The 16,811-nt window shown below is 64.2% G+C and carries 14 protein-coding genes and 2 pseudogenes; 12 read left to right on the plus strand and 4 right to left on the minus strand.

Features of this window, described 5'->3' with window-relative positions; all coding sequences use genetic code 11:
- Positions 1-95: 95 nt before the first annotated feature.
- From J9611_RS16150 to J9611_RS22580, 3 genes and pseudogenes are all read left to right on the plus strand, one after another.
- Positions 96-332: pseudogene (locus tag J9611_RS16150) on the plus strand (Tn3 family transposase); the annotation flags it as partial.
- Between the two features lie 129 nt (positions 333-461).
- Positions 462-1,517, plus strand: a complete 1,056-nt coding sequence (locus tag J9611_RS16155; RefSeq protein ID WP_211881590.1) for a ParA family protein — start codon at positions 462-464, stop codon at positions 1,515-1,517.
- Entirely contained in the window at positions 1,514-1,882 is a 369-nt protein-coding gene (locus tag J9611_RS22580) for a ParB family protein (protein WP_211881592.1), read from the plus strand. The genes J9611_RS16155 and J9611_RS22580 overlap by 4 nt, the downstream gene beginning before the upstream one ends.
- Positions 1,883-2,240: 358 nt before the next feature.
- Here the strand turns inward: J9611_RS22580 and J9611_RS16165 are convergent, their stop codons facing one another.
- Positions 2,241-2,411 (minus strand): hypothetical protein, encoded by a 171-nt coding sequence (locus J9611_RS16165; protein WP_211881593.1) that lies wholly within the window; start codon positions 2,409-2,411, stop codon positions 2,241-2,243.
- Positions 2,408-2,785 (minus strand): hypothetical protein, encoded by a 378-nt coding sequence (locus J9611_RS16170; protein WP_211881594.1) that lies wholly within the window; start codon positions 2,783-2,785, stop codon positions 2,408-2,410. The genes J9611_RS16165 and J9611_RS16170 overlap by 4 nt, the downstream gene beginning before the upstream one ends.
- Before the next feature lie 161 nt (positions 2,786-2,946).
- Here J9611_RS16170 and J9611_RS16175 point away from each other — a divergent pair, with 161 nt between their 5' ends.
- Entirely contained in the window at positions 2,947-4,398 is a 1,452-nt protein-coding gene (locus tag J9611_RS16175; protein WP_211881595.1) for a GntR family transcriptional regulator, read from the plus strand.
- Between the two features lie 31 nt (positions 4,399-4,429).
- Positions 4,430-4,552, plus strand: a complete 123-nt coding sequence (locus J9611_RS22365; protein ID WP_281414579.1) for a hypothetical protein — start codon at positions 4,430-4,432, stop codon at positions 4,550-4,552.
- A gap of 176 nt (positions 4,553-4,728) precedes the next feature.
- Here the strand turns inward: J9611_RS22365 and J9611_RS16180 are convergent, their stop codons facing one another.
- Entirely contained in the window at positions 4,729-5,943 is a 1,215-nt protein-coding gene (locus J9611_RS16180) for a M20 metallopeptidase family protein (protein WP_211881596.1), read from the minus strand.
- A 186-nt stretch (positions 5,944-6,129) separates the two neighbouring features.
- Between J9611_RS16180 and ocd the strand changes: the two genes are divergently transcribed.
- The 7 genes from ocd (at position 6,130) to J9611_RS16215 (ending at position 14,319) form a co-directional block, all read left to right on the plus strand.
- Positions 6,130-7,158, plus strand: coding sequence for an ornithine cyclodeaminase (ocd, locus tag J9611_RS16185; protein ID WP_211881597.1), 1,029 nt, complete (start codon positions 6,130-6,132; stop codon positions 7,156-7,158).
- 218 nt (positions 7,159-7,376) lie between these two features.
- A complete protein-coding gene (locus tag J9611_RS16190) occupies positions 7,377-8,252 on the plus strand; it encodes a MurR/RpiR family transcriptional regulator (RefSeq protein WP_211881598.1) in 876 nt (291 codons plus the stop codon).
- A gap of 411 nt (positions 8,253-8,663) precedes the next feature.
- Positions 8,664-9,968, plus strand: a complete 1,305-nt coding sequence (locus tag J9611_RS16195; protein ID WP_211881600.1) for a type I glutamate--ammonia ligase — start codon at positions 8,664-8,666, stop codon at positions 9,966-9,968.
- Positions 9,969-9,991: 23 nt separating this feature from the next.
- Complete coding sequence (locus J9611_RS16200) at positions 9,992-11,497, plus strand: APC family permease (RefSeq protein WP_246527923.1); 1,506 nt, start codon at positions 9,992-9,994, stop codon at positions 11,495-11,497.
- A complete protein-coding gene (locus tag J9611_RS16205; protein ID WP_211881602.1) occupies positions 11,494-12,822 on the plus strand; it encodes an aspartate aminotransferase family protein in 1,329 nt (442 codons plus the stop codon). The genes J9611_RS16200 and J9611_RS16205 overlap by 4 nt, the downstream gene beginning before the upstream one ends.
- Complete coding sequence (locus tag J9611_RS16210; RefSeq protein WP_246527924.1) at positions 12,809-13,981, plus strand: amidohydrolase family protein; 1,173 nt, start codon at positions 12,809-12,811, stop codon at positions 13,979-13,981. Before J9611_RS16205 ends, J9611_RS16210 begins: the two co-directional genes overlap by 14 nt.
- A 137-nt stretch (positions 13,982-14,118) precedes the next feature.
- Positions 14,119-14,319, plus strand: a complete 201-nt coding sequence (locus tag J9611_RS16215; RefSeq protein WP_211881604.1) for a hypothetical protein — start codon at positions 14,119-14,121, stop codon at positions 14,317-14,319.
- A gap of 223 nt (positions 14,320-14,542) precedes the next feature.
- On the opposite strand, the pseudogene J9611_RS22005 reads toward J9611_RS16215, so the two are convergent.
- Positions 14,543-15,637 (minus strand): annotated as a pseudogene (locus tag J9611_RS22005) (IS3 family transposase).
- Between the last annotated feature and the right edge of the window lie 1,174 nt (positions 15,638-16,811).

Here is a 16,811-nt window from a genome sequence, read left to right on the forward strand (position 1 = left end):
CCAGGACACCCGCCCACCTAAGAGGGGGGTGTGCAAAGTTCACTACTGGGCTACCGAGTGTTGCGACGAACGCTAGAATCCACCACCCCTAGCGCCGTGCCAGCGGGCTGAACCTCCTCACCGCCGCCATCGTGCTCTGGAACACCGTCTACCTCGACCGGACCATCACCACCCTTAACAGCAACGGCGGTGCCACGGACCCTTACCTCCTGCGGTTCCTCTCGCCCCTGGGATGGGAACACATCAACCCCACCGGCGACTACACCTGGCCCCGCGCCAGCCAGATCAAACCCGGCAAATACAGGCCACTACGACGAACCGCAAACCCCTAGCGTTGGATATTTCACTTTTTCACAAGCCGCCCCTAACGCTTCGGCGCGGGCAGACGCCGTGAACCCAGCAAACAAAGTCAGCACGTATGTACTTGCTTCACTGGTTTTACAAGTGAAAAAAGTAAAGCAATGGAATCCAGCAAACAAAGTCAGCACCTATGTACTTGCTTCACTGGTTTCACAAGTAAAAAAAGTAAAGACACGGAAACCAGCTTCACAAGTAAAGCAAGCTTTAATGGCTACGCTTGGATCACTTTGGAAGGGGATTTGATGAAACACGATCTGGACCGCGGTGCCCTAAGCCGCGTTATCGCGGTAATCAACGGCAAAGGCGGGGTCTTCAAAACCAGCCTGGTGGCCAACGTAGGTGGTCTCCTCGCCGAGGGCGGATCGCGTGTGCTGCTCGTGGATCTCGATCCTCAAGGAAACCTCGCCGAGGACCTCGGCTATGCCGACCAAGGGGACGGCGGGAGGAGCTTGGCGGCTTCGCTGTGTTTCGGAGGAGAACCTGACATGCTGGCTGGCGTCCGAGCCAATCTTGATGTCATTGCCGGCGGCCCCTATCTCGACGATGCTGCGGCATTCCTTGGAGCCAAAGCCCAGAAGGATCGTGACGCGGCGCAGCTGGCCCTGGCCAAACTGCTTGCCAGCGTCGCGGGGGAGTACGATCTGGTTCTGCTGGACTGCCCGCCCGGAAATGAGCCCCTGCAGGCTGCCGCGGTAGCCGCGGCCCGCTACGCACTGGTACCGCTGAAGACAGACATGTCCAGCCGTAAGGGTGTCGCCGCCGTCGCAGCACGCATGGACAGCGTCGTCGGACTCAATCCCTCCCTGGACCTGCTGGGCGTCGTCCTCGTCGGTACCGGGACGAATTCCAAGCAGGTTCACAAGGTCACCCGCGACCACCTCACCGCCGATTTTGGCACAGACGAAGTGTTGTTTCCGATGAGCATCCGCCACGCGGAGGCCACGGCCCAGGCGTGCCGTGAGCGTGGATTGCTGGCCCACGAGCTCGAGCGGGAGCTCAGCAAGGGACCGAAATGGTGGGAGGTCCTGCGCGGGGAAGCGAAGGCCGGCCATGCGGGGCCAAAGTCTGCTTCCAGCGTGGCCGAAGACCTGCACGCAGTCGCCATGGAAGTGACCCGTCGCATCGCCGTCGCTGAATCCCAGGAGGTCAACGCGTGAGCGCCGAACCGACACCCAGCCGCCCCGCACTCGGATTGCCCCCACGACGCACGGCAGCACCGGCCGCCGAGGCGCCGCTGGCACGGATGCTCCCCGGACACCGGCCGGAGACGCCAAAGAAGGCAGACGCAAAAGAAGCCGAAACAGCGAATATGACGGTGAGTATCCCCGCCCCGCTGCGGAACCGGGCGCGGGCCGCGTACCGGGCGACCAGCTACGCCGAAGGGGACAACACCTGGAGTCACTTCGTGGCGAAAGCCATCGAAGCAGAGACGGCCCGCCGCGAAGCCGAACACAACGACGGCGAGATGTACCCGTCGTGGGGCGAAAATCTTCCTGGGGGCCGGCGGCTCAAGGACAGCTGAACAGCACAACCGCTCTATGAACCTGGTCTGATACATTCACACCAGCTTTGTCTGCGCCATCAATGAAGGCGACATGACTGGTGCCTATCCAGAACGGGGAACCCTAGACGTATGCAGTTCGGTGAGATTCTGACCCTGGTATTTGGTGCAGTCGCAGTTGTTGCCGCTGTCATCGCCTACTTGGCTTATCGGGAGGCAAGTCCGAAGAGGCGCGTGACCCTTACCGTCTCCCAGACGAAGTTGATATCCCCGTCAGCCATTGGTTCCCGTAGAACTCCACATAGGAGTCGGAGGGGCAATTTGCAAAGGCTTCTTCGCGGGTCATCTCGTCGTTCCCTTCTGTAGTGTTCGGGCGGCTTCAGGCGAAGTCAGGGAAGATGTCGGCGTCGTCACGCAGGAGCGAATCCCAGGCTTCCGGGTTGTTGGCCCGGGCCCGCACCAGCTCCGGTAATTGGGGGAGGACCGTCTGGATGCGTGTGCCCCCGAGAGCGAACGGGACGGTGGTGGCTGCGGAGCTGCGGCGCTTCATAGTTCGCCTCCGCTGAAAGCGGTGGTTTCCACGCGTTGGTGGAGGGCAGTGTCGGGTGAATGGCCGAAGCGGGGGGCTTCGGCGCGGAATCCACCGTCTGGCCCGAGCCCTTCGCGGGCGAGGTCGTGGAGCAACTGGTGGTAGCCGGACAGGGCCAGGGGCGGCACCTGGTGGAGGGAAGCAATGGTCGCGTGGGGGCGGTCCACGCGGAACAGGGCGAGGATCGCCCTGTCTTCCTGCGCATCGTTCAATGTCCGGTAGGCGCCGATCGGGGCATCTGCGGTAAGTGCCTGGGCGTAGAGGCTGAGGCGGCCGACCGGTGTCGGGTTCCCGGCTTGGTGCCAGACATGGACGACATCCGTGCTATCCATCATGACCATCGGCTCCTTGCGTAATGATCGGAGTGGTCCGGGACTCGCGTCTCGTTCCTTCTGATAGACTTGACTTTAGACCTTTAATGTCAAATGTCAATAGCCATTGAAGGTTAAATGTCAAAGGTCTTGTTCGTTACCGCACAGATTCAGGAGTGTGTTCCATGGCCAGCTGGAGAGAGCAACTCGCATTCGCGCCGTTGGAGACCGTCGAGCGCGGTGAAGAGATCGGGCGCCGGCTCCGTCACGCGATTGAGCTGGGCGTACTCGAAGACGGAGCCCAGCTCCCTAGTGAAAGCGATCTGGCGGCAAGGATGCGCGTCTCCACCTTGACGCTGCGTGCCGCCCTCGCCGAGCTTCGTCACCTGGGACTTCTGGAAACACGACGCGGCAAAGGCGGCGGAAGCTTCGTGAGGGCGAACACCGGAGACATCGCCAGGGCGCAGCGGGACGCCCTTGCTGCTTACTCCCTTGAGGATCTGCGCGATATCCGGGAATACCGGGCCTTCCTGGCAGGGTCAGCCGCCACCGCGGCGGCCGGCCGATCGCAGCAGGTCTCCATCGCGCGCCTGGCTTCGATGGCGGTGATGATCGAGACGGCGCAGACACCCGCTGAAATGACGCGGGCGGACAGCCGGTTCCACATAGAGCTTGCGGCCACGTCGGGATCTGTCCTGTTTGCCCGTCAGGAGATGGCGATGCAGGCTGAGGTCGGGGGACTGGTGTGGGCCGGCGCTTCCGACAGCCGGCGCGCGGCGGCGAAAGAGCACTCGATGATCGTGGACGCCATTCGAGCCGGGGACACCATTCGAGCGCGGGCCCTCGCCGAAGAGCATGTGCGCCGGGACATGAACCGCCTCATCGACCTGCGGATGTCCATGGACGCTCCGCCACCAGGGTCGCCGCCCGGGATCGAAGACATCGATCGCGCCGTTTCCGCCGTCGAATCGTTCGCTGTGAGTCTCGAAGGGACCGCGGCGGAGTCGATCCGGACCGTCGAAGAAGCCGTCCAAGCCGGGCTCGACCGCGCAAAGAGCGGCAGGCTGGATGAGTTGGAGAACGTCTACGACGTGGCGCGCCAGAATCTGGCGAAGGCCGTGTCGGCTCTGTACGGGACGGGATTCGTGGCCGATCCGTCCTTCTTCGGAGAACTGGGCGCCATCTGGTGCTACATCCCGTCGGGTCCGGAATCGCCGCAGCGGTGGGAAGTTGATCTGGAGTTCTATGACTACTCGACAGCACAGTGGTGGCCCGCAAGCGACGCTGATGACAAGATCCAGGCCAGCTATGCGTACGTGGACGCTCTGGGATCCAACGAGCACGTCGTCACCTTCACCAAGCGGGTCACGAGGGAGGGCAGGATGGCTGGCATCGCTGCCGCTGACGTCCTCGTCAGCCGCCTCCAGTCTGGATTCGACCCGTTCCTCCGGTCCTTGCCGCCGAACACATGCATCGTGGACCAGAACGAAGTCGTTCTCGCTACCAACACGGCCAGCCTCGTCGGTGGAACCCTCTCCCCATCCCACCAGGCTGAACGGCGAATCGCTCTCCCCTCGGTCCCGTGGAGCCTCTGTCTAGGTGTAAGCACCGGAGAGAATGCCGCTGATGGCGGGTGACCATGATCCCTTGCCAGCTTTCCCACGAAGCATGTTTCTGCGTTCTTTCAACAGCGGTGGTATCGCCCGCATGGGTTACTTCGACTACACCGTCGTCACCGGTAAATTCGAGATGCAGGTTCCCAACTCGGACCTCGATGGAATGGCCGGCTAGCCGGCCTGACCCTCCGCAACCGGCACGAACGGAGCATGAAAGACAGAGGTGACGGGCTGCCCGTCGCCTCTGTCTTTCCCGGCATGTCTGTTTTACCGGGTACTTTTGGGTCTGGGTTGTCTTCGCCGTTGGTTGACCGGTCCTGGCCGGCCGCGTCAGGGCCGAGCCGGCGGGTTTCAAGCGTCGGTTCCGATGTACGCCGCGTGGCGGAGCCCGGTTTCCGGCTGAGAGTCATCGGTCAGTGTGGCGTCGGCGGCCGCAAGGTATCCGGCCAGCATGGCGTGGGCGACTGCGGTCACCGCGTCGTCGTCGGGGGCGAAATTCGCGGAGTGAAGGCCTCCGGCTGCTGATTCCACTCCGACGAACATCATCAGCGATGGGAGACGTTCCGAGTAGTAGGAGAAGTCGTCTGATCCGGCGGAACGCAGGTCGGATGCGATGTGCATACCCAGGCTTTGAAGAATGGGAGCTGATTTTTCGCAGAGTTCGGGGCTGTTTTCCAGTACCGGTTCGCCGTCGGTGACTTCCAGACGTCCGGTGCACCCGTGGGCCTGGGCGACCAGTTCCACCACTTCCCGAAGCCGGAGGAGGATCCCGCGGCGGCCCGCCGTGGTCATGGCCCGTACGCTGCCTCGTGCCAGGGCACTGTCGGGAATGACGTTGGCGGCAGCGCCGGCTAGCAGTGTGGTGATGCTGAGCACCAGTGTGGACTGAGGATCGGCGTTTCTGCTGATGAGTGTCTGGGCGGCCACGATCACATGGGCCAGGGTGCTGACGGGATCCTGAGTGAGATGCGGGTAGGCGGCGTGTCCGCCACGGCCCTCCACAATGATCGTGATTTCGTCCGAGGAGGCGTTCACGGCGCCCGGCGTACAGGCGACGGTGCCGGACGGGAGTGTTGGCTGCACGTGTGCTGCGATGACAGCCCGCACGTCTTCCGTCTCCAATAACCCGGCCTCCACGATGTCTCGGGCGCCCGATGGATAGGATTCCTCGCGGGGCTGAAGAATCGAGACCAGCGGTGCCGGTCCACCCACTTGATGGACCGCCCGGGCCAGGGCCACCAGGGCCGCCATATGAATGTCGTGGCCGCAGGCATGCATGGTGCCCTCGTGCACTGACGACCAGTCCCGCCCAGACATCTCCTTGATGCTTAGCGCATCCAGTTCGGCGCGCACCGCCACGGCCGGCCCGGGGCCGCCCACCCGGACAACCGCGCCGGTATCGGCCACCGGTGTCACGACGCCGGGAAGTGTCGCCAGCAAGGTCACCAATGTGGGGCCCTCTTCACCGGAACGATAGGGATACGCGTGCAGGTGCCGACGCAGCCGGACGGCGCCGGGCAGTTCAAGTTCGAGTTGCCGGACCAGACGCGCGGCATGATCGGTCATGGCTGGCCGCCTTGGGGTGCCGCCGGGAAACGGAGGCCGGTACCGCGGCCGCGTTCGGAGGGGGCCAGTCGTTGCGCCGGGCGTCCTATATATTCCATAATTGGCACTATACCTCTAGATGTAACGTATAGTACAGTCTGTGGCGGTGGTGTTCGTCGTGAATGCCCAGAAACGAGGGAGTTTGCCATGACACGCTTTGTCGATGTTCACAATATGCTGCGGTGGGTGGCTGATCGCGGTCCGGCCAGCGTTATTTCCGGGATGATGGGCTATCTGCAGGAGGACTTTCAGCGCTGGGAGTCCTTTGACAAGACCCCCAGGGTAGCCAGCCATACGCCGTTCGGGGTCATCGAACTCATGCCCACCAGTGACCATGAGACCTACGGGTTCAAGTATGTCAACGGCCATCCGTCAAATCCGGCCCGCGGGTTCCAGACGGTCACGGCTTTCGGTGTCCTTGCCGACGTCCACAACGGCTACCCGACGTTTCTGGGCGAGATGACGGTTCTTACGGCCTTGCGGACGGCAGCGACCTCGGGGATGGTGGCCAAGCGTCTCGCCCGCCCGGACTCCCGGGTTATGGCCATGATCGGTGCCGGCAGCCAGTCCGAGTTCCAGGCCCTGGCCTTCCGCAGCGCCCTGGGCATCAGCACCCTCAGGGTGTGGGACACCGACGCCGCAGCCATGGGGAAGCTCGCCCGCAATTTGGGTCCTCTCGGTTTCGACATCACGGTTGCTTCTTCGGCCGCCGACGCCGTGCGGGGCGCGGATGTCATCACCACCTGCACGGCGGATAAGACAAACGCAACGATTCTCACAGCCGACCTCATCGCCCCCGGTGTCCATCTGAACGCTATCGGCGGTGACTGCCCGGGAAAGACCGAACTCGACGCGGCCATCCTTGAGCTCGGCGAGGTCTTTGTGGAATACACGCCCCAGACCCGGATCGAAGGAGAGATCCAGCAGATGAGCGCCGACTTTGGCGTTACGGAGTTCTGGGAAGTCCTTGACGGCCGCGCTCCCGGGCGCACGACGGCCGAGCAGATCACCATCTTCGACTCCGTCGGCTTCGCCGTCGAGGACTTCTCCGCGCTCCGCTACGTGCGCGACGCCGTGGCGGGAACCGATTACTGCGTGGAGATCGACCTCGTGGCCAGCCCGGAAGACCCGAAAGACCTCTTCGGCCTGGTGGGGGCGCTTTCACCTGTCGGTTAGGAACCTGAAGGTGGCAGCGGGAAGCCCGTCCTGCCCGTGCACCAATGCGGGCCCGGGCGCAGCGGGTGGGGGCGTGCGCGCCTGCCGCTGCCGGGTCCCGGGTAGCCGGTGCAGGCCACGATGTGTTTGCTCGCCGGACACTGTGAGACTGCCGGGTTCCGCGGACGCATGTAACGAACGGTACAGATTCGGGAAAAGTCGCTGATAAGGTCGGGAATATGCTGGAGACACAGGAGCTTGCGCTCGAGCGCACCGTGAAGGGCCTGGCGCTTGCGGCCATGGACACCCTAAGCAAGGGGGAGAGAAAGGTGGCCCGGGCGCTGCTTGCTGCCTATCCTGCGGCAGGGCTGTCCACGGTTGCTGCTTTGGCTGAGGCGGCGGGCGTCAGTTCTCCCACTGTTCTGCGATTTGCGACACGTTTGGGCTACCCGGGTTTCCCCGGGCTGCAAAAGGCTCTTCTTCACGAAATTGACGAGGGCATGGGCTCGCCCCTGCGACAGTACGATGCCCGCGAGCCGGTAGAAGGCGGAAGCCTCCTCGGCCATGCACGGGATACGTTCCAGGCGGGCCTGGCCAAGACGTTTGATGACCTGTCGACCTGGGAAGTTGACCGGCTGGTCGGGTTGCTGTCCGAGGAGTCCCGGGAGATCCGCATCGTGGGCGGCCGGTTCAGCCGGATCCTTGCGGACTATCTTTCCAACCATCTTCAGCTGATTCGGCCGCGTGTGCAGGTCATCCCCCGGGAGGAATTGCCGCGCCTGGCGGCCATAGCCGACGCGGGAGCGTCAACTCTCCTTATCGTTTTCGACTACCGGCGCTATGACCTGACAACGGCTGCGTTTGCCCGGGAGATGAAGTCCCGGGGTGCAGCGATTGCGCTGATGACCGATAACTGGATGTCGCCCATCGCCAAGACGGCAGACATTGTCATTACCAGCCGCGTCGAAGCCCCGTCCCCGTTTGATTCCCTGGTGCCGGCGATGGCCGTTACCGAGACCGTGATCGCCGCCGTGGTCCAAGCCTTGGGGGACAGGGGCAGGTCCCGGCTCGAAGGCGTGGAAGCCAGTACCTCCGGCGGCACACCGGCGGGGTAGCCGGGAACGGGCGGCGGCTGAGACTGCCGCCCCCGCCCGTTACTGACAAGACGGCTCGTGTCCCGCGACTTCCCGGGAGCACCGGAAAGCGGGGGACACCGTCACTTGCGTGCGCTGGCCGCGCGCCCGGGTCCCGGCCTTTGCTGACCCGCAGACGTTCATCACGCGCGCCCCTTGCGAGCGGACAGCGGCCGGGGCCGCTCCTTCTCATGCCCCAGGTCACGGGTGGCTCCGCGCCCTGACGTGGGCCAATCCACACCCTAAACGAAATTTTTAGAACATTTTTCGGCTTTCTGATGCTTTTGAAAGATTTTTGACGCATGATGGATGTCACATCTAGTGCGGGATCGAAGGGAAACGACTGTGGACAGTGTTACGGGTAGCTCGAGGCGCGACAAACTGGAAAGCGTCATGATGGAACTGGAATCAGGCGACGTCGCGCTGCTTGTTGGGACGGTCGTCGACTTTGCCGGGGTGACCCGCGGCAAGGGGGTCCCGGTGCGCCGGTTGACGACGTTTCACGAATCGGGCATGGGCGCATCCCCGTCCTGGAACGTGTTCTGCGTGGATAACGGCATTGCCTTCACGTCCACTATCGGAGTTACCGGGGACCTGCGGCTGCGGCTGGACCCGGACCGGGTCCGCCGTATTGACACGGGCTTGGCCTGGGGCCCGGCTAACTTCCACAATCAGGACGGGAGCCTGTCCCCGTTGTGTGCACGGGGACGGCTGGCCGCCATCGTGGACGACGCGGCCGGGCAGGGGCTGTTTCCACTCATGGGAACGGAGCTGGAGTTCACGCTCACCACCTTGGACGGTGAGCGGCTTCCGAAGACCTCATGGGCTGCCTATGGCATGAAAGCCGTCGTAGCCCACCGCGAATTCCTGGTTGACCTCACGAGAACGCTGGAAAAAGCCAGTGTCTGGCCGGAACAGATCCACGCCGAGTACGGTGAAGATCAGTTTGAGGTTTCCCTTGCCCCCGCTTCCCCGGTGGCCATGGCGGACGCCTGCGTGCTGACCCGGATACTGATTGGAATCGTCGCCGCGCGCCATGACATGGCGGTCTCCTTCTCCCCACTGCCGTGGGCAGGAGGAGCGGGCAACGGAGCGCACCTGCACCTCTCCCTCGCACGGGAGAACGCCCCGCTGTTCGGCGGCGGGGAAGGACCGCACGGGATCACCGCCGACGGCGGGTCCGCCATCGCAGGGATACTCGCAGGCCTGAACGACTTTCTGGGCATCTACGCCGGATCCGTCGTTTCCGCCCAGCGGCTCCAGCCGGGCAGCTGGTCCGGGGCCTCGGCCTGCTGGGGCCTGGAAAACCGGGAAGCCGCCGTGCGGTTCCTGGCAGGCACTGCCGGCAACCCGCACGGGGCCAATGTGGAATTGAAGATCGTTGACCCCAGCGCCAACATCTATCTCGCGGCAGCCGCCTTGTTGGGCTCCGCATTGAACGGAATCAACGCCAAGCTGGCTTTGCCGGCCGAAGTCGGAATCAATCCGGCGGACAGCCCCGGCAAGGATGTCATGGCCCTCAACACCGAGCACGCCATGATTCTCAAGGCCCTGGAGCACTCGGAACTGGCCGCGCGAGTCCTCGGTCCGGACATCGTCGAGGGCGTTGCCGCCGTCCGCCGCCACGAACTGGAGCAGTACGCCGACAAAACCCCCGCCGAAATCGCCGAAGCCGTCCGCTTCGCCTGGTCGGTCTAACTACTAGAGTTCCGGAGTTAACCATGTCATCCACTCAGATGCAGACGAAAAAACCACGGCGCAAGCTCCCGCTCTGGGCGGCCCTGGCACTGTCCCTGGCCACGGTCGGGCCCACGCTGGCGATGGCCGGCAACGGCCAGGGCCTGATCGGCATCGTGGGCAAATCCATCCCGCTGGTCTTCCTGATCGGGCTGATCGGCGTCTCGCTGGTCGGCTATGGATTTGTGCGCCTGACCCGCCACCTCAACCACGCAGGCTCGGCGTATGCGCTGGTCGGCGGGACCATCGGCCCCCGCGCCGGCTTCTTCTCTGGATTCGCCATGCTGGGCGCCTACACCGGATTTTCGATCGGAACACTGGCGTTGACCGGGGCGTTCGTGAACGCTTTCCTGGCGCAGCTGCAGAGCGGCTCCGCTGACCCATTCCAGATCCCCTGGCCGATCACCATCACCGTCGGGGCCGCCGTCTCCTTCCTGCTTGCCGGGCGCGAGGTGTCCCTGATCGCCAAGATCCTCCTGGTCATCGAAGGCGTGGGCATCATCGCAATGGTCATCCTTGTCTGCGTGATCTTCGCCAAGGGGGGCGCACCGGCCACGGGCGTGGACATGAGTGTCTTCAGCTTCGAGGATGTCAACGTCACCCAGGTCATGTCCGGGGTCGTCGCCGCGTTCCTGTCCTGGGCCGGATTCGAGGCATGCGCCTCCCTGGGCGAGGAAACGGACAATCCCAAACGGAATGTTCCGCGCGCCCTGGGCGGGACGCTGGTGCTCACGGGTGTGTTGTTCATCGTGGTGATGTTCGCACAGACGATCGGCTTTGGAACGGACCCCGCCGGTCTTGCCCGGATGCAGACCTCGGGGAACACGCTCGGAGACCTGGGCCACGACTACATCGGTACCGGGTTCAGCTTGATCGTTATCTTCACCGCGGTCTGTGCAGCGTTTGGCTGCCACGTGGCCACCGCAGCCACCGCCGGCCGGATGATTTATGCCTTTGCACGGGACGGCTTCGGGCCCTCGGCGCTGGCGGTGCTTCATGCCCGCACGAACGGTCCCCGCCGGGCCACCATGCTCGTCGTCGCGCTGGCCCTGGTCGCCGGACTGGCGTGTGCTTGGACCGGCTGGCCGGTCATGGGAACGAACAATCCCGCCATCGACACCTACTTCCTCTTCGCCGTCGCCGGCGCCGTGTGCCTCATGGTGGCCTACTTCATGGTGGAAATCGCCGCGATGTGGTTCACCGGGCACAGAAAGTTCGACGCCGTGCACGGCGGCCACGGCAGATTCCTGGGGGTTGCCCTGCCGGCACTCGGCGCACTGTTCATCGCCGTCGTGCTGTGGTTCAACGTCAAGGATGCGGGCACCCCCGTGGACGCGCCGCTCCTGGGACTCTACTGGTGCGTTCTCGGGCTGGTGCTTGCCGTCGCGGCTTCCCGCATCGCAGCGAAGGTGGGCGCCGCCCTGACCACCGAACTGGACCTGCCCGTACTGGGCAAGAAACTGGATCCGCTGGCTGAGGCCCGTTCGTGAGAACCCTGTATCAGCGGGACGCCCGCGTGATGGCCGGAATTGAAAAACTGCGCTTCTTCCCGCTGGAAGTCGTCGAAGGCAGGGCCTCGACCCTGATCGACCCGGCCGGCCGGGAACTGCTGGACCTGTCCGCGACCTGGACGGCGTCCGGACTGGGCCACGGCCACCCTGCCGTGGTGGACGCGGTCACGAAAGCCGCCGCCACCGCGCCGGGGGCAGGTACCCTCTCGGCGGTGCACCCGGACGCCGTCGCCCTGGCCGAGGAGCTTCTGGCGCTCGTCCCTGGGTCCGGGGAGCGGCGGGTCTACCTCGGCCACGCAGGCTCGGACGCGAACGATGTCGCCCTGCGAGCATGCCGGCACTACTCCGGCCGGAGGACCGTGCTTGCCTTCGAGCGCAGCTACCACGGCGGTCTCGGGACCGCGATGGCCGTCTCCGGACAACAGGCGGACGCCGGCCACACGCAGGACCCCGATGTGGTTTTCCTGCCGTACCCCAACCCGCTGCGTCCCCTCACGGGCGACATCGAGTCCACCGTGGACACCATCCTGGGCCAGGTACGCAGGGAGCTGGAGAAAAACAGCGTTGCCTGCCTCATTGTGGAGCCCATTCTCTCCGACGGCGGGCTCGTGGTCCCGCCGCGGGGATTCCTGACAAAGCTGCAGGCCCTCTGCCGCGAATTCGGTGTCCCGCTGATCTGTGACGAGGTCAAAGTCGGTCTCGGGCGACCGGGGGCTCTGCACGCCTTCTCCGATGACGGCATCGAACCCGACATCGCGGTCTTCGGCAAGGCGCTCGGCGGCGGTTTGCCGCTCTCCGCCGCCGTCGGACCTGCCGACATCCTTGACCACCCGGCAGCCTCGGCGCTGCTGACTACCGCTGGCAACCCCGTCTGCACGGCCGCGGGCCGGGCCGTTCTGCGCACGCTCATCCACGACGGGCTGCCCGCCCGGGCCCGGGAAGCCGGGAACCGGTTCATGGCATCCCTGCACCGGACTGCCGACGGGCATGGGACGGACGGCGGACGCTCGGCTGAACGGATCGGCGATGTCCGCGGCCGCGGACTGGCCATCGGAGTGGAACTGGTGAAGAACCGCAGCACGCTGGAACCCGACAGGGAACTGGCGCAACGGGTCGTCTACAGGGCCTGGCAACTGGGCGCCGTGGTCTACTACGTAGGCGGCAACGTCCTGGAAATCACTCCGCCCCTGGTTATCACCGATGCGGAGATCGACAGCGCGGCGGCCATTCTGGACCAGGCCATCAGCGACGCGATGGCCGGAAAAGTAAAGGATGAAGAGGTGGAACCATATGTTGGTTGGTAATGTCGACATGCTCGCCGGACTTGATGGCCAAGTCCCGGCATTGCTGGCCGAGGCCATCACCGCCATGCCGCTGGTGGATCACCACGTCCACGGCTGCTTCACCCAGCCCATCACCCGCGCCGAATTTGAACAGTCCATCAATGAAGGATCCCCGGATCCCATTCCGGACTTCATGACGCAATTTGATTCCCAGCTGGGCTTTGCCATCCGGCGCTGGTGCGCCCCGATGCTCGGTCTGGCACCGCACGCCAGCGCCGATGACTACTGGGCCGCACGCAGCAAACTGCCCCCGGCGGAACTGAACCGCCTCCTCCTGGGCCAGACCGGCGTGGAACACTGGATCATCGACACCGGCTTCAGCTCGGCCGCCATCTCTACGCCCCAGACCATGGCCCTGGAGTCCGGAGCGCCCGGCGCCGAAATCCTCCGGCTCGAACTCCTGGCCGAAACTGTCGCACGTATGACGGCCTCGGCCGCCTCCTTTGCCACCGATTTCCAGGAAGCACTGGCGGCCGCCGTTCCCGCCATCGTCGGGTTCAAGACCATCGCCGCCTACCGGTGCGGCTTCGATATCGACTGGGCGGAGCCCTCCGCGCAGCAGATCGAAAAGGCGGCCGCGACATGGATGGCCGCGCCGGGCGGACTAAGGCTTCAGGACCCGGTGATCATCGCCTTCATCGTGCACGCCGCCGCCAGATACCGCCTCCCGATCCAGTTCCATGTGGGCCTGGGCGACAGGGACATGGACCTGCACCGGTCCAACCCGATGCTCCTACTGGACCTGTTGCGGCGCCCCACCGTACACAACACCGCGATCATGCTCCTGCACTGCTACCCCTACCACCGTGAAGCCGGTTACCTGGCCCAGGCATTCAACAACGTCTACTTCGATGTGGGACTCTCCCTCAACTATGTCGGGGCGCGGAGCACGGACATCGTCGGCGAATCCCTCGAACTGGCACCCTTCGCCAAGCAGGTCTATTCCTCCGACGCGTTCGGCCTTCCGGAGCTCCACCTGCTCGGGTCCGTTCTCTGGCGGCGTTCCATGGCCCAGGTCCTGGGCGCCTGGGTTCAACGGGGGGAATGGTCCGAACAGGATGCCGTCCGGGTGGCCGGGATGATCGCTGCCGGAAACGCACGGCGGGTCTACAACATCTGAACGAGCCGTCCCCGGCCACCGGCACCCAGTCCTCCCTCCAACCACGCGGGCGATCCCGCGCCGCGAAAAAAGCGTGCGCGCGCAGGAACCGCGACTGAATCAACCACCGGAAAGGCCACCAGACATGATTGAGACCATTGAGGCGGATATACACCGTCACCGGCGAGACCTGGCAGACCATCGAAAACCACCTGAACCAGGCCCTAGACCAAGCCCTGGCCCACGCGGTCCCGGAGGGCCTGCACGGGATCATGGTCACGCGCCGGACAAGCACTTCCTTCACCGTCGAAATAAGCCCGGACGCCTCCTACGGGATGACGATGGAACGCTGGGAATAAGGCGGCCTTCCCGGACCGAAACTCGCATGCCGCTGCTCACCCGTCTCCAAGGGAAACCCCGGGAAGGGCGGCGCCCCAAGCGTCGGCCCTTCCGCGTTTAACGGATCAGCCCCGGACAGCTGCGACCGTTTTCCTTGCGGCTGGACGGAGGATCCTTCCTCCCAACAACCTTTCAGCCGTGACAACGAGAGACAGCGGCACACGGTTTCGTGGGAGCGGAACCCTACGTCCTCGCAGCTTCCCCAGCAGCTCTATTCCACGGACCAGGAACGGGCCGGCCAAACCCCCGGAGATGACGGTCCCGCCATCGGGCGCTCGATCCAGGTCGTAATGGCCAGCCTAAGCTCGGCACGGGTCTCCCAACGTTGCGGTTCAGGACGTTCTTTTGCAGCAGGGAGAAGAACGGTTCCATCGCGGCGCTGTCACCGCGGGCGCCCACTCTTCCCGTCGAGCCGCTCAGGCCGTGGATGTTCAGGGCTCGGACAAACTTGCGGGATCTGAACTGCGAGCCTTGTCCGAGTGCACCACGTTCCCGCTGGTTTCCGGAGGGCCACGGCATGGTCCAGCGCAGCAACGGCCAGGGACGCTTTCATCCGCCCGTCCATGGAATACCCGACGATCCGGTTCGAATGCAGGTCCTTGATCGCGCACAGGTACAGCTTTCCCTCCCCGGTGTGGTGCTCAGTGATGTCCGTGAGCCATTTCCGGTTCGGCGCCGTGGCGCTGAAGTCCCGTTCGATGAGGTCATCATGGACCGGCGGCCCGGCCTTGATCCCGGCCCGCGCCCGGCGGTGGATCACTGAGAGGATGCTGTTCTGGGAGCATAGCCGCCAGATCCGGCGTTCACTGGCCACAGGACCGGGACCTGCGTTGATCTCATCGGCGATGAACCGGTACCCGAAGGCAGGATCGTCGCGGTGGTGATCGATGGCGGCGTTGATCAGGTGCGCTTCCTCCAGTCCCGGGACGGGGTGGGCGGCCTACTGGTAGTAGGCCTGTCTGGAGAAATTCAGTACCTGGCAGGACACCGCCAAGGGAACCCTGATCGGGGCGTCCCGGGCAGCCGGCTCGCGGACCAGCGGGTACATCTTTTTTGTTTGATGTCCCGGGACAGGTAGGCCACGGCACGGCGCATGTCTTCGGCTTCCTGCTCCAGGAACCGGATGCGTTTGTTGGCCTCCCGCAGCTTCGCGGCGTCATCGGACACGGCCACGGACTTCACGCCGCCTTCTCTGTCGGCGATCTTCATCCAGCGGTGCAGTGCTGCCGGCGAGACGCCGAAGTCCGTGCTCAGCCAGAGGAGGCGGGTTTGCAGCATCCTTCTCTGCCCTAACAAAGCTCTTCCGAATCGGGATCGCCGTGCGCCTTCCAGGCACGCGGCCCGGCGTGTCAGGCCAACGCCTGAATCCACCGATATTCGGGCACTGCCTGGCACGTCCGAGGAGTCGGTTATGTGTCGTCCATTCCCGACATGCAGCCTGCCGATAGTCCTCCCGCCCCAGTGGTCAGCAAAGCAAGCCCGGCGCCTAGGAGAAGGCTGCCGTCGGCTTGAAGGACGTAGGCAAGTCCGGTGAGGGCTACGAGGAACACTGCGATCATGTAAGCGCGGAACATCGGTTGTCTCCAAGGTGTGTGGGGTGCGGCGTTTTGCTCCATGCGGGGCAAGGGGGATCAAAATTGCGGTCCTGGTGAAGCCACCCCGCGCGGCGCGTTGGGCTCATGGATGGCCTTGTTGGAGACCATTCGGCTTCCAGGCGGTCGGCCAGCATCAGGCCTTCGGGCCGGCAAAGGGGCGCGTCAGCTCGATTACGAGCTGCCCGCCTAAGGGCCATGGTTGTGCCGTGTCTGTTTGGTAATGCTGAAAGACGACTTTCAGCCGATATCAGACATGACGGTTTTCGCTGCCCGGTTGGCCGCGGAGGGAGCAGTCGCCGCGAGGAGACGAATGACTTCCGCGACAAGAGCCACCGGCCTGGAAGTGAAGCGCCAAATATTGCCCCTGCCGTTCTACGGAATGCACGAACCGGTCAGACATTCGGCCTCGGGTCTATCTGGGCACTGTCCTGTGCCGTCAGATTCTGCATCGCGAGGGCGGTTGCCTTGTCCTTTTCCGGACCGTTTTGGACAGTGTGCCGTGGCATCTTGGATCCTTTGCGCCTGGCGGCCGTTCGTATGGCCAGGTTGCAGATCGCGGCTACTGCGACGTTGGCGGGGTGGTGCCGAAGACTCCCAGCCGGCAGGCCGCGTATCGGATTTGGGCCGTTAACCGCCGGAAAGAGAGGCCCGGAGAGAGGGGCCAGCGAGGGGATCGCGGCGCATAGGTACCGAGTGAACATGGGGGCTCCAAGCTGGCAGGTGAGTTGTAGACGGGTTATGTTACGATCATTACATATTCTCATTTATACGGGTTTTTGAAATGTATCATTCAATAAGTCCGATGGCTGTCGCACCGAAGGAGCTCACAGCGACGCTAAGCGATCATGCGTCTGGGC

Origin of the sequence: Pseudarthrobacter albicanus (assembly GCF_018224015.1) — a bacterium.
Lineage (GTDB): Bacteria > Actinomycetota > Actinomycetes > Actinomycetales > Micrococcaceae > Arthrobacter > Arthrobacter albicanus.

Coding starts and splice junctions, on each gene's coding strand:
- J9611_RS16170 (WP_211881594.1), bottom strand. CDS start 2,785: ATGATGGATAGCACGGATGTCGTCCATGTCTGGCACCAAGCCGGGAAC.
- J9611_RS16165 (WP_211881593.1), bottom strand. CDS start 2,411: ATGAAGCGCCGCAGCTCCGCAGCCACCACCGTCCCGTTCGCTCTCGGG.
- J9611_RS16200 (WP_246527923.1), top strand. CDS start 9,992: ATGTCATCCACTCAGATGCAGACGAAAAAACCACGGCGCAAGCTCCCG.
- J9611_RS16190 (WP_211881598.1), top strand. CDS start 7,377: ATGCTGGAGACACAGGAGCTTGCGCTCGAGCGCACCGTGAAGGGCCTG.
- J9611_RS16195 (WP_211881600.1), top strand. CDS start 8,664: ATGATGGAACTGGAATCAGGCGACGTCGCGCTGCTTGTTGGGACGGTC.
- J9611_RS16155 (WP_211881590.1), top strand. CDS start 462: ATGGAATCCAGCAAACAAAGTCAGCACCTATGTACTTGCTTCACTGGT.
- J9611_RS16210 (WP_246527924.1), top strand. CDS start 12,809: ATGTTGGTTGGTAATGTCGACATGCTCGCCGGACTTGATGGCCAAGTC.
- J9611_RS16180 (WP_211881596.1), bottom strand. CDS start 5,943: ATGACCGATCATGCCGCGCGTCTGGTCCGGCAACTCGAACTTGAACTG.
- J9611_RS16175 (WP_211881595.1), top strand. CDS start 2,947: ATGGCCAGCTGGAGAGAGCAACTCGCATTCGCGCCGTTGGAGACCGTC.
- J9611_RS22365 (WP_281414579.1), top strand. CDS start 4,430: ATGTTTCTGCGTTCTTTCAACAGCGGTGGTATCGCCCGCATGGGTTAC.
- ocd (WP_211881597.1), top strand. CDS start 6,130: ATGACACGCTTTGTCGATGTTCACAATATGCTGCGGTGGGTGGCTGAT.